Here is a 17,048-nt window from a genome sequence, read left to right as displayed (position 1 = left end):
CTACTCCGGCGTATTGCCGAGCAGGCGGGCGCTGACCAGCCCGTCACGCAGCCGGGCGGCGAGCGGATCACTGTCAGGCACGATAGCGTCCAGGCGCGCCAGCGCATCCTCATAGTCCGACGCATCTCTGATGGCGGCAATGATCGGATCGGCCAGCGCATCGGCAATCGGCTCCCAGTCGGAATGGGTCTTTTCAATCAGGTCTTCCAAGGCCGCATCAGGATCGACGCCGGAGCGGCGGGCCATGGCGATATTCTGTCGGGCTGTCGCGACGGCTGGGCTCCCGGCTTCAGGCACAGCCAGTACCGTGTCCGTATCCTTGGCCTGCGGTATGCCCCAGCGGGAATGAACGAAGGATTGCGGCACCTGAATACCCATGGCCGTGAAGTCCTTGATGGCAGCGCGCAGCTCATTCAGATCCTGCGCATCGAGTACCGGAGAGACGATCTTCGGATAGTGCGCCTGCGGCCCGAAATTCAGATCGATGACGGGACGCACGAGATAGCGGTTCAGGGTTGTGCATATTCGACGCGCATCGGCTCTCTTGATGTCAGTGCGCACATCATCATGGACTATGGCCTGTGCCTGACTTGAGCCATCGTCCGTCGTCATGGTCTGGCCGAGCACCGCCTTTGATATCCGCCGATCGCAATACTCGGCGAGTTCCTTGAAGGCCCCTCCGGATGTCGTGCCGGTCGCCTTGATGAACTCGATCTGCATGCTTTGCGGGATCGCGGCCGCTGCATCCGTTCCGATATTGCGCAAGGCGGAAACCAGCGTCGCGATATCTTCGTCCGTCGCCTTCGCACCATATTTGCCGACCCGGAGAGGCTGCCCGTAGGTTTCGACAAAGCCGACCCAATCCTTGATCGTGAAGTTCTGGAAAATATAGGTCCATGCCACAAAGCGCGCGAGCGCGGCCCGGTGCGGCGCTCCGCTCTTGAGCTTCGAAAAATGCGTAACGAACTTGTAGGGCTGGAGCGGGATGCCCGCACGATCATTCCGGCTCTTCAGACGGAGTTGGCGTCGGTCGAGCTGGTCGAGCTGAAAGGCGCGCGGATCGACATGGTTGAACGCGACCGGCACCCAGACACCGGATTCCGTGTGCCAGATAATTTCATTGACTGAGTAACCCTTACCGAGCGCATCGAGCATATCCTCGACCAGCTCAACCATGACCGGATTGTCGAGCATGGAGCCGATCAGCTTGGCCATCTCCTTGTCAGCTGGCGTGTCACCGCCTGGCTCCACAGAGTAATTAAGCCCCTCAACAGCCCGCTTGCGTGTTCCGAGGACGGAACCGTAATGCTCATTCTTTTCTTCAGCTTCTTCAGCAAAAATCAGAAACTGATCGAGATCGCCTTCACCATGGCGGCGCAGAATCCGCGACAGGGTAAAGGGTGTCAGGGAACCGAGAGCCGAGGCCCAGAGACTTTGTGAGGCGCTGGCAATCGCGACCGCATGGGAGGGTCCGGGCTTGGGTTTTTTTGAGTTCGGTATCGGGGCTGATTGACCGACCCGTTGAATATGACGGCCGGGCATCAATAGGCTCCTTTCATGGACGACAGACCTGAGCTGGTGCGCACTCGACGGCCGCCGAATGGCACCTCGGACGCACTCGACCGGGCAGCGGAGTGGTAGTCATATTGGATCTCGCCTGTCTCGGCGGCGAGCGTCGCCAGACCGGCTGCCCAAAACCGGTCCCCATGGCCATCCGTATCGTCATCCTTGTTGTTGTCATTGGCGAAGACGGGACGTCCCGAAGCGCCGCCGCTTTTCTTGATGGATCGCAGGTCGGCGCGCAGCAGTGGATCATTGCTGATCAGCATCTCCTCATCTTCAAACCGCCGCTTCAGCACCATGGCAATCTCGAGCTTGTTGGCAGATGTGAACATGACACCTTCGACAATGCTCTCGCCGTGACGCTCTTCCATTTCTTCCACGACGGCTTCGCCCATGCCCGTCTGATCGATATTGAACTTGATAATGCGGTACCGCTCAAAGAGCCGGTCCACTTCGCCATATTGTTCTGAAAAGCGCAGGCCTTTCATCACGATCAGCTCACGCTCTTCTAGCCGGTTCCCAACCAACTCGAAGAGATAGAGCACTGAGAGGTCCACCTTACGTGCCACGTCCCAACCCAGCACACACGGACCGCCCTGATAGGCATGCGGACCAACTGCATTGTCATTGGCGGCCGTCGCCTTGGCGATGTCGGCCGCCGCGAGCCAGGACCCGCCGCCTGCCGATGGAATGACGTCGAGCTCCTCGGATGCATTTTTCGCATATATGCCGCGAATGCGCGCGACAAACCCGTCGCGACCGAGTGACGCCATCTCCGGTTTCATCAGCGCGACACGCTCATAGAGCCCGTCCGCGATCGCCTGATCGAAGGTTACCTTCAACCAAACACCGGCTTGCTCTCCGGACTTCACCTCATCGAGCAGCTTGTTAAACGGATTGTCTACGCCATTATGCGTAGAGATGATGACCACCCGACCGCCCCAGATCGACATGGCGTTCGCCGCCTTGACCAGCTCATCGAGACTGTCAACGAATGCGGCCTCATCGATGATAACCAGACCCTGCTTGCCGCGGATCGAACGCGGTGCGGAACTGAGCGCCTGGATCTTGAAGCCGGACGCAAATTCGATCCGGAACGCATTGATCCCTTCATCATCTTTGCCTTCCTTGAACAGAAATTCGCCAGCTTTGGTCATCGCCTGGCCGAAGATCCGCGCAAAGAATGCGCAGGCCTCGACGAACTCCCGCGTCATGTCCATGGCGTAGGAAATATACATGACGTTCTGGCCGCCCGCCGCGCGGGACTTCCCGGCCCGCAGAACGGCATCTGATGCCAGCGCCCAAGTCGCACCGATACGACGGCTTTTCTCGATAACAACAAAGGCGGATTGTGCGACTGTGGCCAGAATACGCTGCTGGTAGCGCAGCAGAATCTTGTCATTGTCGTTGGATGCCTTCAGCCGGTCGGCATCGCTTGAGGCCTCGGCCTTAACCGCCTCCCAGTCGATTTCGGATTCAACTGTGGCGGGTTTCGCGCTCACGTCGATGGAGCCTCGAGAGCCGGTCGGTCAACGCCCAGGACTTGACGATAGATCATGTCAGCAATCTCGGCTGATACACCCTGTTCGGATACAGCGTCTCGCGCAGCCTCGGCGGCGAGCTGGCGCTCTTCTTCGCGGATCTGTGCCTGCAATTTTTTCTGAGACACGGTCGCTCTTGACAGATCCCCGATGAGCTTGCCCATCTTGGTTGGATCCATGGAGCCTTTCTCAATGCTGAAGTCCTGCATGTAGGAAAACAGCTCGGCGACGAATGTCCGTAGCACCCCATCCATCATCCCGGCATCGTCGTCAGGGAACATCCGGCGAATATAGTCCGCCTGCTCTGTTGCTATCCGGATCTTCTTGCACTGCTGCTCGAGCTCTTGGCCGTAGGCGTGCACAGACGATTTGCTGATTTCATAGCCCCGTTCCTGAAGCCAGGCAGCAAGCGTGCGATAACCGCCAAAGCCGTTTTCCTTGATGCGGCGGTCGAGCTCGGCGCGCTCCGCATCATTGAGGAGCACCATAATTTTGGACGGCGCTGGCATCTCGGTCAGTCACCCCAGTATTTCGGAGGCCGCGCAATCGACTTAGGGCAAGCAATTTCATTGTCGACGAGATCAGTACCTTTGCTGGTAATCTTGAAGACCCATTGATTGTCACCTTCGTCGATGCCGATATAGCCATGACTTTCGACATAATGCGCAGCATCGCGCATCTCGGAGCGCGTGACAGGCAGGCCAGATCGATTAATCGTGTCCAACACGATATCTTCATTGATGCCAAGTCGCCCGCCTGCGCTGGCACAAAGGATCACAGACCAGCGCAGATTACGCCTCGCTGATGCAACGGTGTGTTCTTGTGATATCGGCATCTCAGCCCTCCCTCGTGACAATGTTGACCAGCCTCTCTCCGAGCCGATCAAGTTTCAGTTCCAACGCCGTGTCCCGCTTCAGAAAATCTTCGCGGGGAACGTAGTTTCGAGAGAGATCCTTGACCATCGACCTCAGCTCCCTCTCAAGTAAATCCTGACGCTTGCGCAGGGCAGCGACATCCTGTTTGTAGCCATCAATCCTCTCGCGCTCGAGTTCATCGCGCGCCCTGAGAGCCGCCTCGAAAGCCTGAACTGCGGCCTCGACCCGCGCGTCAAAGAGCGCGGCTGTCTTTCCTTGATTGACGACGATCAGCCTGTAGACGAGCGTCAGCATTCCGCCGATGATCGTACAGATCAGGGTCGCAACACCGAGAACGGCCGCCCAGTCGATGGCTAACGGACTACCCATCATGTTCATCCGTCAGAAACGAGGTCCGTTCCGCCTGGCGTTCATCGACCTCCTCGACCAGCGCTTCGGCCGTATCAGACACGGTCCCCATGATCTCGTCGGTCTTGCGACCCATCTCACGTTTAAGATCCGCGATCATGCTCTGCGATCGCTGATCCTGCTCTTCGCGCATGGTAAGGATAGCGCTGATCGCGGACTCATTGTCGCTGCGTAAAACCCAGACTGTGAAGGCAAAACAGCCCGTCAGGAAAATACACAGAATGAAGATCGACAGCAGGACGATCGGCCAGTTCAGATCCATCCAGGCATAGAATTTTGATGTAATCGACATCATTCCGATGCCCCTTTTTCTTGTTGTTTTTTTGTCTCGTGACAGGCCTTCACGCTGTCGCGCAGGCGAATGGCGGAGGCGAGCAGATCGAAGACGGGTGATGAGGGCGGCAGAAACATCAGATCATCTGCCGCAACAGCGCGCAGATCCGCAGGCCATGGCTCGACCAGCGGACAGACATATTCCCTGACGACAACGGTCTCGACCTCAGGGGTCGTTCCGCAGGCGGTCAAGCACATCGTCGCGAGTGCGAGGGCCGTCCACATGGGCGTCCTGCATGGCTTCGGTGATTTCAGCATGACGCTCTCCATCTTCGACGGCCTGACGTAGCCGCCGTCTTTCTTCTTCATCACGAACTTCTTCGCGACCCTCATGGTGCGCGCGGCGCTTGATCCCAGTTATCGCCATCAACACGCCCAAAACGACGGCACCCGCCAGGACTAAGGCTCCGCCGATCTTGGACAGGCGAGCCGCGATCCATGCACCAAACCCTCCCATGATCAGCGGAGCCCACGCTGCCAGTCATCCTGGCGCGCGCGGCGGATCAGGATAAAGGCAATGATCGCAATCAGAGCGCCGATGCCAATGGCAGCGAACACCCAGAATGAGATGCTGGACATGAAAGAGGCCGTTCGAACCGTGGCTTCCGTTACGTCGGTGACAGAGCGCGCCGCATCACCGGCATTATGGGCTGCATCAGCCGCTTGCTCTGTGATCTCTCGGACCGCGCCGACTGTCGCGGCCGATGCCGCAATGCCCGTACCCGCCTGCCCGGCCGTTGTCGCTTTCATTGTCCGCGATGATTTCAGGTTCGGACGGATCTCCGACTCGGACGGTAAGACGCTCTCGCTCTGCCCCTGGCGGTTGGACGGAATAATCAACGCGCGCAGCTGCTCTTCATCGTCGAGCGAGTTGTAAGGTGTCGCGTCATAGTAACCGTGCAAGAACAGACGTGATTCTGCGATACGGCGCGCCTCAAGTGCGCGAGATACGACCCGTCGACGCTCGCCGGTTCCTCGGTCGGTAATGGTAATCTTATTCCACATCAGGAAAGCGGCCGCCGCGCCCGCCTCGTCACGGTTCAGGAAGCGACGCAGCACGGTCGATGTCACAAAGCCCGGATCGCGACCGCCAACACCGATATTGAAGGTCAACAGAACGAACGCGTCAAACTGGGTTTGAGACGGCATCAAGCCGCCGTCCTGACAGACTTGTGTGACCGCCGCTTCGAACTGAAGCAGGTCGCGTGTCAGCAGCTGAGCGATTTCGTGATCGCTCAGCACGGCATCTTTGTAGCGCTCGCGGTCTTCGGGCTTAATGAGATGCCCGACGCCGATCGTGTCATGGCCAGCCGCGTCCTGATAGACCCGTGCCCGGCTGCCCTCGAGGCGCTTCAGCAGGTCCCGTCCCGGTTGTGATAATCGCATAGCTCTGGCTCATTGTGGCGCGTGGATCGACACAAGCCATAGGCTTCAGAGATTTCTGGAACACACTGACAGCTGTCAGTCAGTCGGCGCTATCGTCACCAAAAAGCGGGAGTGTATCGGGGCCGCCAGTTTTCAGTGCGGCCCGGACGCGCCACCCTGTCCGGTCGCAGACACCGGCCAGTCTCGCCGCGTCGGTCGTCGTCGCCCCATTCTGCAGAGCGCGCCTCACAGCTCTGCGGCGTGCGCTGGGACCCGACCAGTGCCCCATTGGAATATCCATCTCGCAATTCCCGAATTCTTTAACGATTGCGCCCGCGGCGTCCAGCCCTACGCAATCAACCAATGCGGAGCCTGGGCGGTCGGACAGGTAAAGGCGGTGCCCGCCATGCGCGCGACACAGAAGCTGGGCGGCCTGCTGGCCTGCCGCATCTATGATGCGCTCGAGTGTCTCGGACACGGCCATTACCGACGCGATGTCCTGATGTTGCCGCCGCCCAGACCCTCACGGTCAATAATCTCTTTCAGTCCCTCGATGACAGTATTGCACTGAACGGGTGTCAGAAAATCAGCCCGGTCCGCCTTGGTCATGCGCTTGACATAAGCGTCGGGGAATCTCGGCTGGACTACCCCGCCATTACGCAGGACAGTCCAGAGCGCGTAGATCTTGCGCACAAGCGGATCGTCTGATCGTCTGCGCCAGCCGTCCGGGTTTTCATCTGATGGCGGCGCAAGTTCCGGCTTATATTTGGCAAACTCCCGGATGCAGGCATTGGCACCCGCCATGGTGATGCCCTTCGAACTCTCGCGTCCGATCTGGCCGAGGAGGATCGCCCGGAACGTCTCTTCGTCGATACTGTAACGCCGCCGTTCAGCATGAAGCCTGCGGAGTGCGGCGCTCATGACGGTACCCGCGTTTCGGCTTCGATCATCAAGACCAGATCGCGCGTGATTTCACGAACCTCGCACATGCGTATATCGGCAGCCAAACCCCGATCCCTACAGATATACTGTAGCTCTCCACTATGACGAATGATCGATGAGGCGAGACCATGGACGCGACGAAGAAAATCGGACTCGCGATCCTGGAAACGCGCTTTGTGCGCGGCTGAACTCTCACTCACCGTTTGCGACAACGGAACTGCGAACGCGTGCGTTAAATACGGTTTCCGGCTATCTGCAATCACAGCATCGTCATCCGCTCGACGCCACTCACACAGGCGACCGGCTCGCGCAGCGTCGCGTCGCAGGGCTCGCAATAATTGGACAGGGTCGGCTTTCCGCAGTAGCGACGCGTCCGCGTGTTGTAGCGCTGACACGTCCGGGATTTGCGAGCCTTGATCTCGGGTTTTTCCAGCTCGGCTTCGAGCCTTTCCAGAAATGCATGAGCGCTGTGCTTGCGTTTCTCTTGGCTCGCACCGTCTTCCTGCGAAATAAATGTGTGCCGACAGAACCGTACAGTCTCGCGGCGACAGCCTTCGACATCAGCCATCTGAACGTCCGTCATGCCCTGCAGCATCATTCTGGCGATCCGCCTTGTGCGGCGCTTCTGATTTTCCGAATGAAATTTCATGCGTCGACCTCATTGAATTTGTCAGCCTGATCACCCCACACGGTCCAGCCTGGCCGGGCCTGTCTCGAGAACAGCTCCAGACGCCGCGCACGGGGGATGAGCTGCTCAGCCGCAGCAAAGGCTTCATCGGGTTTTCGGCTGTGCTCCCGGACGGGGCCTTCGATGACAGAACGCACATTCCGCGCCGTCGAAATTTCACCTGTTGTCGCGATCAGGAAAGGTACGTTCGCATCCGAGACCGTAGCGAGCAGAAACGGTTCATTTGCAGACCGCAAAACATAGCCCGTCCCGAAACCGAGCTTGCCGTGGCGCGTGCGCTTGACCCATGTTCCAGCCGTCTTGAACTGAAATCCCCATGCCCGGATCACCTCGAACGCCTGGTCGAGCATCGGATTGGTCGCCCAAAGCCAGAGTAGACAGTTCTTCGACGCCAGTTCCCCGACTGGCAGCGTGCGGATATCGTCCAGGCTCATGCAGCGATAATGCGACTTGGCATTCTTCGCTTCGCCCTTCTCAGACCAGCAGCCAAAATCCCAGGGCGGATCTGCCATGATCAGGTCGAACCCAAACAAAGGCAGATCGGAAAATGGATAATCGTCACTCATCGACCTGACACCTTCCGGACGGCGTCATCCAGAAATTCGCTAACAGACCTCTCCGTCTTCAGAACCTCATCCATCTGATCGGCAGCGAGGTTCAACGTCCCCGCCATACGGCGCAATTCCGAGACCGAGACCGGACGCTTAAGGATCACGTCAACGTAGAAACGAACTTCGCCGTTTTTGATCTCTGGCGTGAGTTCGAACACGGTCTCATGTTCATGATCAGACATCAGCTGAGCCCCACGATCATAGCGGCCATGATGACGGCAAGGGCGAGACCGGCGCTGAGCAGGTCGCGTCCAAAGCTGGATTTTCGGTTGTTCGGTCCCGGTCGCATGGCGCGCCCCCTGTCAGTCGATTGATTTTCAATTCCAGTGCGAGAACGCTGTGCGTGGCGCGCTGGTAGCGTGTCCGCGCCCTGAGGCGCTGACCCCGTCCGGCGATGCGAAGGGCCTTGCGGGCGACATCGCGTTCGGCTCGGGCTTTTTGAAGAGCCGCAGTCAGGGCCTGCCGCTCTGCCCAGTCGAGCAAAGAGGCATCGCCCTGATTGCGGCTGGACGTCATCCGTCTGCTGTCGATGCGCGCCCGGTACCGAGCGCCATCTCCAATTGATAATCGCGGCAATCCCGCGCGATGCGGAACGCGGAGAGGATCTGCGGATCGCCGGACCCTTGCGACTCCATGTGCGATGCCGCCGACATCACCTGTTCAAGGCTGCGCTGCGCCATGACGACATGACCGCTGCGCAGGTAAGCCCAGGCTTCGATCAAGGGTGCGGCCACGGGATCGCGGCCGCAGAGCATGAACACAGGTTCACCCTCTCGCAGGATCGGCATACTCGGACCCTCATCATTTAGAATGTGCGGAACGATAGCCGTCAGCAGTGCAGTCAGGCGGCGAAGAGACTCCGCATTACCGGACGTCTCCAGTCGTGCCGCAATGGCATCGGCCAGCGGGTCGAGCGCCGTGATAGCTGCGCTCATGGCATCGTGTTCATCTTGGAAAGCCATGGCCTACTCCATCCTAGCAGAAGGCCACGCGCGCCGCCTGCGCGCGGTGATGGCCACAATAAATCGAACCGGTGTCGGTCGGACGTCCGCAGGCCATCTGCTCACGACCGCGCCCTTCTCCGACGAGAAAGCTACATTCATGGCTCGTCAGCTCGTCATAGGGCTTCGGGGAATAGGCTGGGTCGACCGCGACATAGACCGGTCCTGCGCCCTCTCCGTCCTCGGTATCGACCGTTTTCCAGAACGGCCCATTTGAATACAGATCAGTCATCGAGGCCTCCCATGTAGAGATCCAGCAGGGCTTCCTGCTCGGAGCGTTCATTGACGTCCTGCTTGCGAAGCGAGATCAGTTTCCTGAGAACTTTCGTGTCGAAACCAAAGGCCTTCACTTCAGAATAGACCTCGCGGATATCCGTCGTCAGTTCGGCCTTCTCGGCTTCCAGACGCTCGATGCGGGCGATGAACTGACGCAATTTCTCGCGCGTGGCATCGCCCATTTGTTCCTGACGGTCGGCTTCACTCATCATGACGAGGCCTCCAGCGTATCTTCAAAGGGTTTGGCTTCGATCATCTCGCCAGCAGATTTGATCGAGACGCCGGGAATTTTGCTGGCGACTGTCTGCTCTCGCAGCATGGCGTCCTTATCGACTTCCTTTTTGATGCGGATGAAGCGCCTGAGCCGGTTGCTCGACAGATATTCGAGGACTTTGTCGACACCGCGCAGGGTCACCTTGGCGGGTTGCTGCCGCCAGAAGACTGTGCCGGTTTCGAGTTTGATGGTTTTCGTCTTGCCACCATTCGTGAGGGCATCCCGGTTCGCTTCCGCCCAGGCAAACAGACCTTTGGAGATGATCTCCTTTTCATTGATGAAGGGCTCAACCTTTGCCGCCGCCCGTACTTTCAGATCAGCTGATTGCTCGCGCAGATCCGTATCGATGTCGCGAATCCGGATATTGACCTTCTGCAGGCGGCTCATCCATTCCTCGGCCTCGGCCCGCGACTGCGGCGCTCCGCCTGATATTTTATTGTCTCTCTTGCTCACTATATTCTCCATGTGTGATTGATGACCGCTCATGAGGCGCGGTCGGACCCGCCTGCCGGGTCCGAAAAGGATTCAACCCGACGCCCAATTCTGATGATTTTTCCGTCCCGACCGATGACTTGCAGGCCTGCTCTGGCAGCAGCTTCTTCTGCAGCAGCGAGCTTCCCCTGTGGCGCGCGGGTCGGCACGCCATTAGCCTGATCGACCGCCGCTTCGATGACGGTTCCTGAGGCCGTCATGATGCTGACGCCGAGTTTCAGCGTACCGGTCAGCATCGATGGTGAGACTGGTTCCCCGGCCTCGATGCGCGTCCGTAATCGCTCGAGCGCGACGATTCCCTGACCTAGATTGTCGAGAGCTTTTTCCAGAAGGGATGTGTCAGGAGCCTGCTTCATGACGGCTCTCCCGCAGACCGCGCATTCGGGCAGCCATTCCGGCAAGCCTTGTAGAGCCTCACTTTGATGGGATTGGTTGGCACCAGCTTTTCACGCTGCGCCTTGTTGCAACGCTCGCCCGTAATGATGCCCATGACAGGACAGCTGACAGACCCGCGCATCAAGGTCTGGCGCACCGCCGTTTCGATATGAACCAGTCGCCCTGTGTAGGATCGATTGATCACGCCGGAGATCGAGCTCGGACTGTAACCTATCCGGCTCGCCACATCACCGGTCGAACCTTCGCCGTCGACGGCTCCAGCAAGCACCTCAACCCAGTCTGGTAATGTCTTCCATGCGGCGCGCGCCTTCTCGAGCGCACTCGCAGTCTGCTTGGCTGCCGGGCTCATGACGGGGCTCCCACGTCAGGATCCTCATCGATCCAGCGCACCCAGTCGCGCTTATTCGGATCATAGAGCCGTGGTGGACCGTCCTGCCTCTTGCGAACACGTGGATGCTCGGGACCTGTATGCTCGCGCAGCCAGAAGACCTTTACAGAAGATCCACCGCGACCGCGTTTCTCGCGGCGCGGCAGTTCCGTCAGATAGCCCGCGCGCTTGAGTTCGCGTACATAGGTTCGGGCATTGTCCTCTGGCTTTCCATCCGTGTCATTGGACGCCAGCGTCAGGATCTCGGGAATGGTAAAGCGCGGCTTTCGCTTCATGGCCCGCCAGAGCCGTGCCCGCAGGCTCTGATTGCTCATCTGGCGATCTTTCAGCGGCGCATCCGGCATCGGGCCAGACGGGATCGTCCCACCTGATGCGAGCAGCTCACGGCCTGATTCAGTCGGACGATACCGTCCAACAGACGCGACGCATATAAGCCCCCGCCTGATCAACTGCCCAAGTTTGTGGTTGGCATCGCATCCGCGCAGACCGAGCTCCTGGGCGACGAGATCCCGCGTGACGCCGTAACTGTCGCAGTCTGTGCCTTCGATGACGAGCTTCAACACGTCCATCTGCCGGACATCTGTTTCGCAAGGCGCGCTCATGCGCTCGCTCCGCGTGCACGGTTATCATGTGTCAGGCGCAAGCCTTTCAGCATCGGCAGAGTGACGGCCTCGCGACGGCGGCGACCAAGGGCTTCGACCCTGGCGATCGCATTCATGACGCGCCGATGATTACCACCCGTCTGCTGATGGATTTCGGCGATGACCTCATCGGTGATCTCAACCTCGCAGCGGGTCCGACACAATGCCTTAATGTCGGCAATGCTCGCGACTTCCAGCTCGACGACATTGCCGATCCGGTCATAGATCTGCTTGTGCGGCTTCAGGACCGATAGCGTTCCCTTGTGACCGCCGGTCAGCAGCATGGTCTGTGTCATGTCCGTGATGTCCCGGAGTGTCTCGATCACGACTAAGCGGCGGGCGGCATGGTTTATTTCATCAACCATGAGGAGCTGTTCGCCATTCATCAGCTCACTGATGATCTGCTCATAATTGGCTTTGCTGGAGCTTTTCGCTTCGATGCCGAGAGCCGCTGAAACGTCCTTGAGCATCCAGTTGACGGTCCAGTCAGCCTTGGCACGAACGAGCGGCACATCTTCCTGAACGGAATACCATTCAAACATAGAACTCTTGCCGAGACCCGGTTCAGCCTCGACCAGCATCCAGCTGGATTCGACGGCTCCCCTGGCCTTCAGCGTCTCGACGCCGTCCATGAACCGGACGGCATTGCTTACTTCTCGGCAGAACGTATGTCTCACAAATCAACTCCAGTTATGTCTGTGACGAAGGTTGAGAGCCCGGCGATGGACAGCTTCAGCTGAAGCGCAGCGGATTGGCTGACGTATTGGGTCAGCAGCGCAACGTCCTCGGGGTGGGGTGCGGGCTCGGTTTGAATGAATTGGGCAAAGGCGACATCGTCATCGAAGACGGGTCGAGCGGTTCCGTCATCACGGATCCATGTTTCGACGGGGCGCTCGATTTTGGCGTCCAGTTCGGCGACCATGGCTTCGATCCGTTCGACCGGCATCTCGTCCCTGACTGGTGCAGCAGTCGGAACGGGCGCACGCGGTGCGCCGTTGGCTGCTGCGCGCTCTCTGGCGAAACCCGGACCGACATCCCGTCCCGACAGATCCGCGTCGGGATTGAAAGGGATGACGTTTGGAACGAAGGGCACAATCTTGGAGGCGTGCTGGGCCTTTGATCGTAGGATGGACGGAGCGAAGTCTTCCGGATCGAACGCATCCTGTGCGGCTCGAACTTCAGCTTCGAACTGACGCGCCTCGTCTTTCTGTGCGATCTTCGCATTGAGCGCGATCTGCTGTCTGTCAGCCTCCGTCATCGACGGGTCTTCCGCGCTGCAGATAAAGCGCTCACGATCAGCGGAATAGCAGTAGATCCGTGCCGGATCGCTGGGGTCGAACTTTACGAACACACGCTCGCCGACCATGCCGCCCAGTTCTTGGGCGATATAGGTCCGTCCAAGCGCCTTGACGCCTCGCTTGAGGACCTTTCGAACGCCGTCTGTACCGGGTGATGTCGCAAGCAGCAGGTCGAGCGCGCGCTCATCTTCGATCAGAACCGGGTTGCCGCCATCAAGGGCCCGCAGCATCGGTGACGTTTTCAGCGCTTCATGGGTGCGTGTGTGATAATCAGTTTCGATCCAGGCATCGATGATGCTTTGAATCTCACCACCATCCAGCTTAGCCTCAATAAGACGTTCTGAACGCCCCATCCGGTCGGCCATGGCCTTGCGGTTATTGAGTGCCTGACGCTCGGCGACATTGTGTCCGACATAGCCCGGCAGGATCTCGAACAGCTGCCGCGTCATCGTGCCGAAAAACCGCTCGACATGTGGCTTCGCAGCAGGATCGAACGGGGCGCAGAAGTCGAGGGAAAAGCCCATATCCAGCGCCAGCCGGGATATATAGGTGGCCGTATAGTCTTTACCGTTATCGCATTTGAGGGTTTCGGGAAGGCCCCAGTCGAGCACAGCTTTGCGAAGTAACAGCCCGACCGAAACGGCAGATGGCTGGCGGCTGACCAGCACCTTTGCCCGGCGTGAAAACACATCGACGATGGCCGTCAGTGCGTAGCGTTTGGAGCCACCTTCCGGCGTTACGCACATCACGTCACAGACTGTGCCGTCGATTTCCCAAAGCTGATTGACCCTAACGATATGTTCGGAGCGCGAGCCGAACGCGGTGCCATATTTGGAGCGCCACGCATCCGGGTCAGAGACCCTCAACATTCCGCGCGCATGTTCAGCTTTCCACTTGCGGACCCATTGCTGCAGCCCAGACAGGCTGGGAACGGGCTCGATCCCAGCGGCAATGATACCCTCGCGCAGCAGGCTGGTTTTCAGGTGCGGTCGTCCTGTGATCTGCGAAATAATGAAGCTTGAGAGCGCTGGATTATTGTCGAACATATTGCCCGTCTTCGGGCCTTTCTTCGCGTTCGACAGCGCCTTGGACCCGCCCTCTTCCTTGGCGCGCAGCCAGCGCATGGCGGTCCGGACTGTGAAGCCTGGAATGGCCTCGCGTGCCCAGTTCGGCACGATGAAGGAGTGGTCGTCATAAGCCGCCTTGACCGCTTTTGCAGCCGCACTCGGCGCGCACATGGCGTCCGCCGTGAAGGCTTCGATTTCCGAGACGATCAGCCCGCGCGCATCAGCGATGCGTTTGTCCTTCACACGGGGCTTCTGGATCGTTTTTCGCTTGGCGGAGCGTTCCCGTGCGGCCTCAGTCGCCAGATGCAAGCGCGCCCAGTGCGGCAGCGCAAACTCGACGCCTCCTCCTTGGTTTTCGCGAGGTCGGCACAACCATCCTTCTCGGGCAGCCTTTTCCTTGATGCGGTGCTGCATCTTAGGAAGCCCCGGTAGACCAAACGCTGCTATCTCAGTCGCGGAGTAATATGCCTTGAGCGCGCTCATTCGACGCCCTCAGCCTTAGCGACTTCGTCAATTGCAAGGCTCTGAACTCTGACGAGCTCATAAATGTCGATCTCCCGCTTTTTGTATCGACGCCACGCAGCATTGACCTGTGTCTGTGTCGTCCTAGAGACCATCGCCCAGTGTGTGCGACACATCAGCTGACCGCGACCGATGCGGTCCTGACAGAACTTTGCGTCGCAGCGCTTGACCCCCCGACCGCTCATGCCTCTGTCTCCAGCGACAGTCCCTGATACCGCTTCAGGAGTTCGCCGAGTTGGGCGATGGCTCGTGCCCGTCCCGTCGCGCAGTCTTGCTCTTCTCGCTCCGGCAGGCCTTTCTCCAGCCGGTCTTCGCGACGGTTCTTGATTGAGAGCCGGAGCCTGCGCATGAAATCGGCGGCGCACAGCTTCTTCTTCAGAGCCTCTTCAACCAGCCATTGGACATGCCCGATCTCGTCAAAGCCGAGTGTCAGGACGAAGGCATAATCTTCGGGTGACAGAGCAGGGCAGCTGGGCTGCTTGAGATCATCAAGTTTCTGAGAATTCAGCGCCCGCTCAATGAAGCGGATCTCGAAGGCCGACACGGCTTCGAACTGCAACATCTCATAGTCTTCGAATTTCAAAGAGAGACCGCAACCCTCGGACACGTCGAGCCAAGTCCTAGCGCGCTCGAGTGCGGCCAAGGGCGTATCATCAAGAGGTCTGTCGAACGGCGGCTCGATGACAACAGCGTAAGCGCCGACGTCGAGTCCTGTCCGCCGGGACCAGGCCTGTGCGGCCTTCGCGTTCGGGAGAGTGACTGTGCAGACACCCATTATTCCGCACCAGAGACTTGACGGGCGTCCCTTGTTTGCGGAACGTCGTTTCTTGGAAGGAAGCGCCCCCGCAAGGGACGCCCGTCTGGCCCGTAACGGTCAGGCCAAATGGAGCTGGGTGTTTCACCCAGCATGTCTGCGATGATCTTCTCGCCCCTGGGAAGAGGCTGCACGAGTACGGCTGAAAAGTAGCCGGGCTTGAAATCATGCATCCGGTCCAGACGCGCCAGCGAGTAACCTAGGCGACGAAGCTCTGCCTTGATGCTCTCGCGGTCCCACTCCTTGGCCTCGACTTTGGTTGCGTCGCCTGATTGGTGCATGCCGTCGTTTCTTTCCCTCGTGGCACGAACCCGATTGCGCCCGGTGTCGTGCTGTGAGCCTCAATAGATAAAACGATGGATAGTCCCAAAAGTGGTACTGTCAATAAGGAAATGATACTTTTATGGGAGAAAGTCTCAAAAGTGTTGCAGATCGTCTCAAAAGCGTAATTCCGGAAGGCGTTACGCAAGACCAGTTTGCGGACGAACTTGGCTATCCAGTCTCATCGTTTAAGCGATGGCTATCAGGCTCTCAGGATCTAAAGGCATCGATAGTTGCCAAAATAGCTAAGGAGACGGGGTCAGATTTGAACTGGATTCTGAATGGTGTTCCGAGTGTTGATGTTGCTGGCGGGGAGCTCGTTCTAATTCGACGTTTCGATATTGAGGCGTCCGCTGGAGCCGGAGCAGTTATCAACGGGGAGCCCCAGATTGCTCCAGTGGCATTCGAGCGAGATTGGTTTCAGGAACATGTCGGTCTATCAACGGAAAACCTCTCAGTAATCACGTCGCGAGGCGACAGCATGTTTCCTACGATCCGGCCAGGAGCATTATTGATTGTCGACCATGGCATAGAAGAGTTCCATGGCGACGAGATATATGCCTTCACAATCGACGGGGATCTTTATGTGAAACGCATCCAGAAAATCCTCGGCGGAGGGCTACTTATTCAGTCCGATAACGAGGCATATATCGATCAGGAAATCGAGTCTCCCGAAAGCGTAAACATGAAGCTCATCGGCATAATAAAGTTCATTGGAAACTGGGTATGAGTAGCGGTCATGTTCCAACCGCTTGAAATTCTGCCAAGTTATTGTTTTTCAGTATCTTAGGTGAAGATTACCGTTGCAGCTCAAATGGTAACCTTTCCAAAATCTAACCCGCGGCCTTTTCCTAGGTTTTAATGGGACTTGAGCGCCACTTGAGAGATGCCGCTTCGGACACCTATTATTATGTTTCGGCTTTTTTGGTCATCTTCTCTTGTTTTCGGCCTTCCATCTCCCACGCCGTCAGACTGTCAAATTCCTCAATAGTTTCAATCTTGTCCTGCCAAGTCCCGTCCGGTCCTGCCAAGTCCAGCCTTTGGACACCTATTACTGTTGGTTACAATTGCACACGCCTGAATGCCCTTGGCCGTTGACGCTTGCGTAGATGACTTTAAGAGCCTGACCCGCGCGCCGGTGTGGTGGAATTGGTAGACACGCGGGATTCAAAATCCCGTGTCCCTGGGACGTGTCGGTTCGAGTCCGACCACCGGTACGCGTATTTCCAGCG

General features: G+C 58.3%; 27 protein-coding genes, 1 tRNA gene and 1 pseudogene. 2 read left to right on the top strand and 27 right to left on the bottom strand.

Going from position 1 to position 17,048, the window contains the following annotated elements:
• The 27 genes and pseudogenes from AB6B39_RS01545 to AB6B39_RS01415 all read right to left on the bottom strand — a co-directional run bounded on the left by AB6B39_RS01545 (position 1) and on the right by AB6B39_RS01415 (position 15,776).
• On the bottom strand, positions 1 to 1,542 hold the full coding sequence (locus AB6B39_RS01545) for a DUF935 domain-containing protein (protein WP_284371151.1): 1,542 nt from the start codon (positions 1,540 to 1,542) through the stop codon (positions 1 to 3).
• Entirely contained in the window at positions 1,542 to 3,065 is a 1,524-nt protein-coding gene (locus AB6B39_RS01540; protein ID WP_284371149.1) for a terminase large subunit domain-containing protein, read from the bottom strand. Before AB6B39_RS01540 ends, AB6B39_RS01545 begins: the two co-directional genes overlap by 1 nt.
• Positions 3,062 to 3,592, bottom strand: coding sequence for a DUF3486 family protein (locus AB6B39_RS01535; RefSeq protein WP_371398678.1), 531 nt, complete (start codon positions 3,590 to 3,592; stop codon positions 3,062 to 3,064). Before AB6B39_RS01535 ends, AB6B39_RS01540 begins: the two co-directional genes overlap by 4 nt.
• A gap of 26 nt (positions 3,593 to 3,618) precedes the next feature.
• The gene (locus tag AB6B39_RS01530; RefSeq protein ID WP_284371145.1) at positions 3,619 to 3,939 is read right to left on the bottom strand and encodes a hypothetical protein; all 321 of its coding nucleotides are present in this window, start codon (positions 3,937 to 3,939) and stop codon (positions 3,619 to 3,621) included.
• A gap of 1 nt (position 3,940) precedes the next feature.
• Entirely contained in the window at positions 3,941 to 4,351 is a 411-nt protein-coding gene (locus AB6B39_RS01525; RefSeq protein ID WP_284371143.1) for a hypothetical protein, read from the bottom strand.
• Positions 4,341 to 4,682: a hypothetical protein gene (locus tag AB6B39_RS01520; RefSeq protein ID WP_284371142.1), complete on the bottom strand. Its 342-nt coding sequence runs from the start codon at positions 4,680 to 4,682 to the stop codon at positions 4,341 to 4,343. Before AB6B39_RS01520 ends, AB6B39_RS01525 begins: the two co-directional genes overlap by 11 nt.
• Before the next feature lie 204 nt (positions 4,683 to 4,886).
• Positions 4,887 to 5,177 carry a hypothetical protein gene (locus AB6B39_RS01515; protein WP_284371140.1) on the bottom strand — a complete coding sequence of 97 codons (291 nt, stop codon included), beginning with the start codon at positions 5,175 to 5,177 and terminating at the stop codon, positions 4,887 to 4,889.
• 2 nt (positions 5,178 to 5,179) lie between these two features.
• Positions 5,180 to 6,106: a lysozyme gene (locus AB6B39_RS01510; protein WP_284371138.1), complete on the bottom strand. Its 927-nt coding sequence runs from the start codon at positions 6,104 to 6,106 to the stop codon at positions 5,180 to 5,182.
• Between the two features lie 79 nt (positions 6,107 to 6,185).
• Positions 6,186 to 6,563, bottom strand: coding sequence for a helix-turn-helix domain-containing protein (locus AB6B39_RS01505; RefSeq protein ID WP_284371136.1), 378 nt, complete (start codon positions 6,561 to 6,563; stop codon positions 6,186 to 6,188).
• Positions 6,564 to 6,568: 5 nt separating this feature from the next.
• Positions 6,569 to 7,006: a regulatory protein GemA gene (locus AB6B39_RS01500; protein ID WP_284371134.1), complete on the bottom strand. Its 438-nt coding sequence runs from the start codon at positions 7,004 to 7,006 to the stop codon at positions 6,569 to 6,571.
• A 280-nt stretch (positions 7,007 to 7,286) separates the two neighbouring features.
• A complete protein-coding gene (locus AB6B39_RS01495; RefSeq protein WP_284371132.1) occupies positions 7,287 to 7,676 on the bottom strand; it encodes a hypothetical protein in 390 nt (129 codons plus the stop codon).
• Entirely contained in the window at positions 7,673 to 8,281 is a 609-nt protein-coding gene (locus AB6B39_RS01490) for an MT-A70 family methyltransferase (protein ID WP_284371130.1), read from the bottom strand. Before AB6B39_RS01490 ends, AB6B39_RS01495 begins: the two co-directional genes overlap by 4 nt.
• Positions 8,278 to 8,508: a hypothetical protein gene (locus tag AB6B39_RS01485; protein ID WP_284371128.1), complete on the bottom strand. Its 231-nt coding sequence runs from the start codon at positions 8,506 to 8,508 to the stop codon at positions 8,278 to 8,280. Before AB6B39_RS01485 ends, AB6B39_RS01490 begins: the two co-directional genes overlap by 4 nt.
• Positions 8,509 to 8,524: 16 nt before the next feature.
• Positions 8,525 to 8,842: a hypothetical protein gene (locus AB6B39_RS01480; RefSeq protein WP_284371127.1), complete on the bottom strand. Its 318-nt coding sequence runs from the start codon at positions 8,840 to 8,842 to the stop codon at positions 8,525 to 8,527.
• Complete coding sequence (locus tag AB6B39_RS01475) at positions 8,839 to 9,288, bottom strand: hypothetical protein (protein WP_284371124.1); 450 nt, start codon at positions 9,286 to 9,288, stop codon at positions 8,839 to 8,841. Before AB6B39_RS01475 ends, AB6B39_RS01480 begins: the two co-directional genes overlap by 4 nt.
• A gap of 13 nt (positions 9,289 to 9,301) precedes the next feature.
• Positions 9,302 to 9,559, bottom strand: a complete 258-nt coding sequence (locus AB6B39_RS01470; RefSeq protein WP_284371122.1) for a hypothetical protein — start codon at positions 9,557 to 9,559, stop codon at positions 9,302 to 9,304.
• Positions 9,552 to 9,815 (bottom strand): DUF2312 domain-containing protein, encoded by a 264-nt coding sequence (locus AB6B39_RS01465; RefSeq protein WP_284371120.1) that lies wholly within the window; start codon positions 9,813 to 9,815, stop codon positions 9,552 to 9,554. The genes AB6B39_RS01470 and AB6B39_RS01465 overlap by 8 nt, the downstream gene beginning before the upstream one ends.
• Entirely contained in the window at positions 9,812 to 10,330 is a 519-nt protein-coding gene (locus AB6B39_RS01460; RefSeq protein WP_284371118.1) for a host-nuclease inhibitor Gam family protein, read from the bottom strand. Before AB6B39_RS01460 ends, AB6B39_RS01465 begins: the two co-directional genes overlap by 4 nt.
• Before the next feature lie 29 nt (positions 10,331 to 10,359).
• On the bottom strand, positions 10,360 to 10,725 hold the full coding sequence (locus AB6B39_RS01455; RefSeq protein WP_284371116.1) for a hypothetical protein: 366 nt from the start codon (positions 10,723 to 10,725) through the stop codon (positions 10,360 to 10,362).
• Positions 10,722 to 11,114: a hypothetical protein gene (locus tag AB6B39_RS01450; protein ID WP_284371114.1), complete on the bottom strand. Its 393-nt coding sequence runs from the start codon at positions 11,112 to 11,114 to the stop codon at positions 10,722 to 10,724. Before AB6B39_RS01450 ends, AB6B39_RS01455 begins: the two co-directional genes overlap by 4 nt.
• A complete protein-coding gene (locus AB6B39_RS01445) occupies positions 11,111 to 11,755 on the bottom strand; it encodes a hypothetical protein (protein ID WP_284371112.1) in 645 nt (214 codons plus the stop codon). Before AB6B39_RS01445 ends, AB6B39_RS01450 begins: the two co-directional genes overlap by 4 nt.
• Positions 11,752 to 12,471 (bottom strand): hypothetical protein, encoded by a 720-nt coding sequence (locus tag AB6B39_RS01440; protein ID WP_284371110.1) that lies wholly within the window; start codon positions 12,469 to 12,471, stop codon positions 11,752 to 11,754. The genes AB6B39_RS01445 and AB6B39_RS01440 overlap by 4 nt, the downstream gene beginning before the upstream one ends.
• Positions 12,468 to 14,402, bottom strand: a complete 1,935-nt coding sequence (locus tag AB6B39_RS01435) for a transposase family protein (RefSeq protein WP_284371108.1) — start codon at positions 14,400 to 14,402, stop codon at positions 12,468 to 12,470. The genes AB6B39_RS01440 and AB6B39_RS01435 overlap by 4 nt, the downstream gene beginning before the upstream one ends.
• Positions 14,403 to 14,642: pseudogene (locus tag AB6B39_RS01430) on the bottom strand (DNA-binding protein); the annotation flags it as partial.
• Positions 14,639 to 14,866 carry a hypothetical protein gene (locus AB6B39_RS01425; protein WP_284371106.1) on the bottom strand — a complete coding sequence of 76 codons (228 nt, stop codon included), beginning with the start codon at positions 14,864 to 14,866 and terminating at the stop codon, positions 14,639 to 14,641. The pseudogene AB6B39_RS01430 and the gene AB6B39_RS01425, both read right to left, overlap by 4 nt.
• On the bottom strand, positions 14,863 to 15,456 hold the full coding sequence (locus tag AB6B39_RS01420; protein WP_284371104.1) for a hypothetical protein: 594 nt from the start codon (positions 15,454 to 15,456) through the stop codon (positions 14,863 to 14,865). Before AB6B39_RS01420 ends, AB6B39_RS01425 begins: the two co-directional genes overlap by 4 nt.
• Positions 15,456 to 15,776: a helix-turn-helix domain-containing protein gene (locus AB6B39_RS01415; RefSeq protein WP_284371102.1), complete on the bottom strand. Its 321-nt coding sequence runs from the start codon at positions 15,774 to 15,776 to the stop codon at positions 15,456 to 15,458. Before AB6B39_RS01415 ends, AB6B39_RS01420 begins: the two co-directional genes overlap by 1 nt.
• Before the next feature lie 122 nt (positions 15,777 to 15,898).
• Between AB6B39_RS01415 and AB6B39_RS01410 the strand changes: the two genes are divergently transcribed.
• Positions 15,899 to 16,546 (top strand): XRE family transcriptional regulator, encoded by a 648-nt coding sequence (locus AB6B39_RS01410; RefSeq protein ID WP_284371100.1) that lies wholly within the window; start codon positions 15,899 to 15,901, stop codon positions 16,544 to 16,546.
• Between the two features lie 404 nt (positions 16,547 to 16,950).
• Positions 16,951 to 17,033 (top strand) — tRNA-Leu (locus AB6B39_RS01405).
• Positions 17,034 to 17,048: the final 15 nt, after the last annotated feature.

It is taken from the genome of Algimonas porphyrae (genome assembly GCF_041429795.1).
Classification (GTDB): domain Bacteria; phylum Pseudomonadota; class Alphaproteobacteria; order Caulobacterales; family Maricaulaceae; genus Litorimonas; species Litorimonas porphyrae.
This window is presented reverse-complemented; position numbering and strand designations above follow the sequence as displayed.

What these genes read in the sequence shown, in the direction of transcription:
- AB6B39_RS01545 (WP_284371151.1), bottom strand. Translation starts at nt 1,542, where the DNA reads ATGCCCGGCCGTCATATTCAACGGGTCGGTCAATCAGCCCCGATACCG.
- AB6B39_RS01535 (WP_371398678.1), bottom strand. Translation starts at nt 3,592, where the DNA reads ATGGTGCTCCTCAATGATGCGGAGCGCGCCGAGCTCGACCGCCGCATC.
- AB6B39_RS01530 (WP_284371145.1), bottom strand. Translation starts at nt 3,939, where the DNA reads ATGCCGATATCACAAGAACACACCGTTGCATCAGCGAGGCGTAATCTG.
- AB6B39_RS01525 (WP_284371143.1), bottom strand. Translation starts at nt 4,351, where the DNA reads ATGATGGGTAGTCCGTTAGCCATCGACTGGGCGGCCGTTCTCGGTGTT.
- AB6B39_RS01520 (WP_284371142.1), bottom strand. Translation starts at nt 4,682, where the DNA reads ATGATGTCGATTACATCAAAATTCTATGCCTGGATGGATCTGAACTGG.
- AB6B39_RS01515 (WP_284371140.1), bottom strand. Translation starts at nt 5,177, where the DNA reads ATGGGAGGGTTTGGTGCATGGATCGCGGCTCGCCTGTCCAAGATCGGC.
- AB6B39_RS01510 (WP_284371138.1), bottom strand. Translation starts at nt 6,106, where the DNA reads ATGCGATTATCACAACCGGGACGGGACCTGCTGAAGCGCCTCGAGGGC.
- AB6B39_RS01500 (WP_284371134.1), bottom strand. Translation starts at nt 7,006, where the DNA reads ATGAGCGCCGCACTCCGCAGGCTTCATGCTGAACGGCGGCGTTACAGT.
- AB6B39_RS01495 (WP_284371132.1), bottom strand. Translation starts at nt 7,676, where the DNA reads ATGAAATTTCATTCGGAAAATCAGAAGCGCCGCACAAGGCGGATCGCC.
- AB6B39_RS01490 (WP_284371130.1), bottom strand. Translation starts at nt 8,281, where the DNA reads ATGAGTGACGATTATCCATTTTCCGATCTGCCTTTGTTTGGGTTCGAC.
- AB6B39_RS01485 (WP_284371128.1), bottom strand. Translation starts at nt 8,508, where the DNA reads ATGTCTGATCATGAACATGAGACCGTGTTCGAACTCACGCCAGAGATC.
- AB6B39_RS01480 (WP_284371127.1), bottom strand. Translation starts at nt 8,842, where the DNA reads ATGACGTCCAGCCGCAATCAGGGCGATGCCTCTTTGCTCGACTGGGCA.
- AB6B39_RS01475 (WP_284371124.1), bottom strand. Translation starts at nt 9,288, where the DNA reads ATGGCTTTCCAAGATGAACACGATGCCATGAGCGCAGCTATCACGGCG.
- AB6B39_RS01470 (WP_284371122.1), bottom strand. Translation starts at nt 9,559, where the DNA reads ATGACTGATCTGTATTCAAATGGGCCGTTCTGGAAAACGGTCGATACC.
- AB6B39_RS01465 (WP_284371120.1), bottom strand. Translation starts at nt 9,815, where the DNA reads ATGATGAGTGAAGCCGACCGTCAGGAACAAATGGGCGATGCCACGCGC.
- AB6B39_RS01455 (WP_284371116.1), bottom strand. Translation starts at nt 10,725, where the DNA reads ATGAAGCAGGCTCCTGACACATCCCTTCTGGAAAAAGCTCTCGACAAT.
- AB6B39_RS01450 (WP_284371114.1), bottom strand. Translation starts at nt 11,114, where the DNA reads ATGAGCCCGGCAGCCAAGCAGACTGCGAGTGCGCTCGAGAAGGCGCGC.
- AB6B39_RS01445 (WP_284371112.1), bottom strand. Translation starts at nt 11,755, where the DNA reads ATGAGCGCGCCTTGCGAAACAGATGTCCGGCAGATGGACGTGTTGAAG.
- AB6B39_RS01425 (WP_284371106.1), bottom strand. Translation starts at nt 14,866, where the DNA reads ATGAGCGGTCGGGGGGTCAAGCGCTGCGACGCAAAGTTCTGTCAGGAC.
- AB6B39_RS01420 (WP_284371104.1), bottom strand. Translation starts at nt 15,456, where the DNA reads ATGGGTGTCTGCACAGTCACTCTCCCGAACGCGAAGGCCGCACAGGCC.
- AB6B39_RS01415 (WP_284371102.1), bottom strand. Translation starts at nt 15,776, where the DNA reads ATGCACCAATCAGGCGACGCAACCAAAGTCGAGGCCAAGGAGTGGGAC.
- AB6B39_RS01410 (WP_284371100.1), top strand. Translation starts at nt 15,899, where the DNA reads ATGGGAGAAAGTCTCAAAAGTGTTGCAGATCGTCTCAAAAGCGTAATT.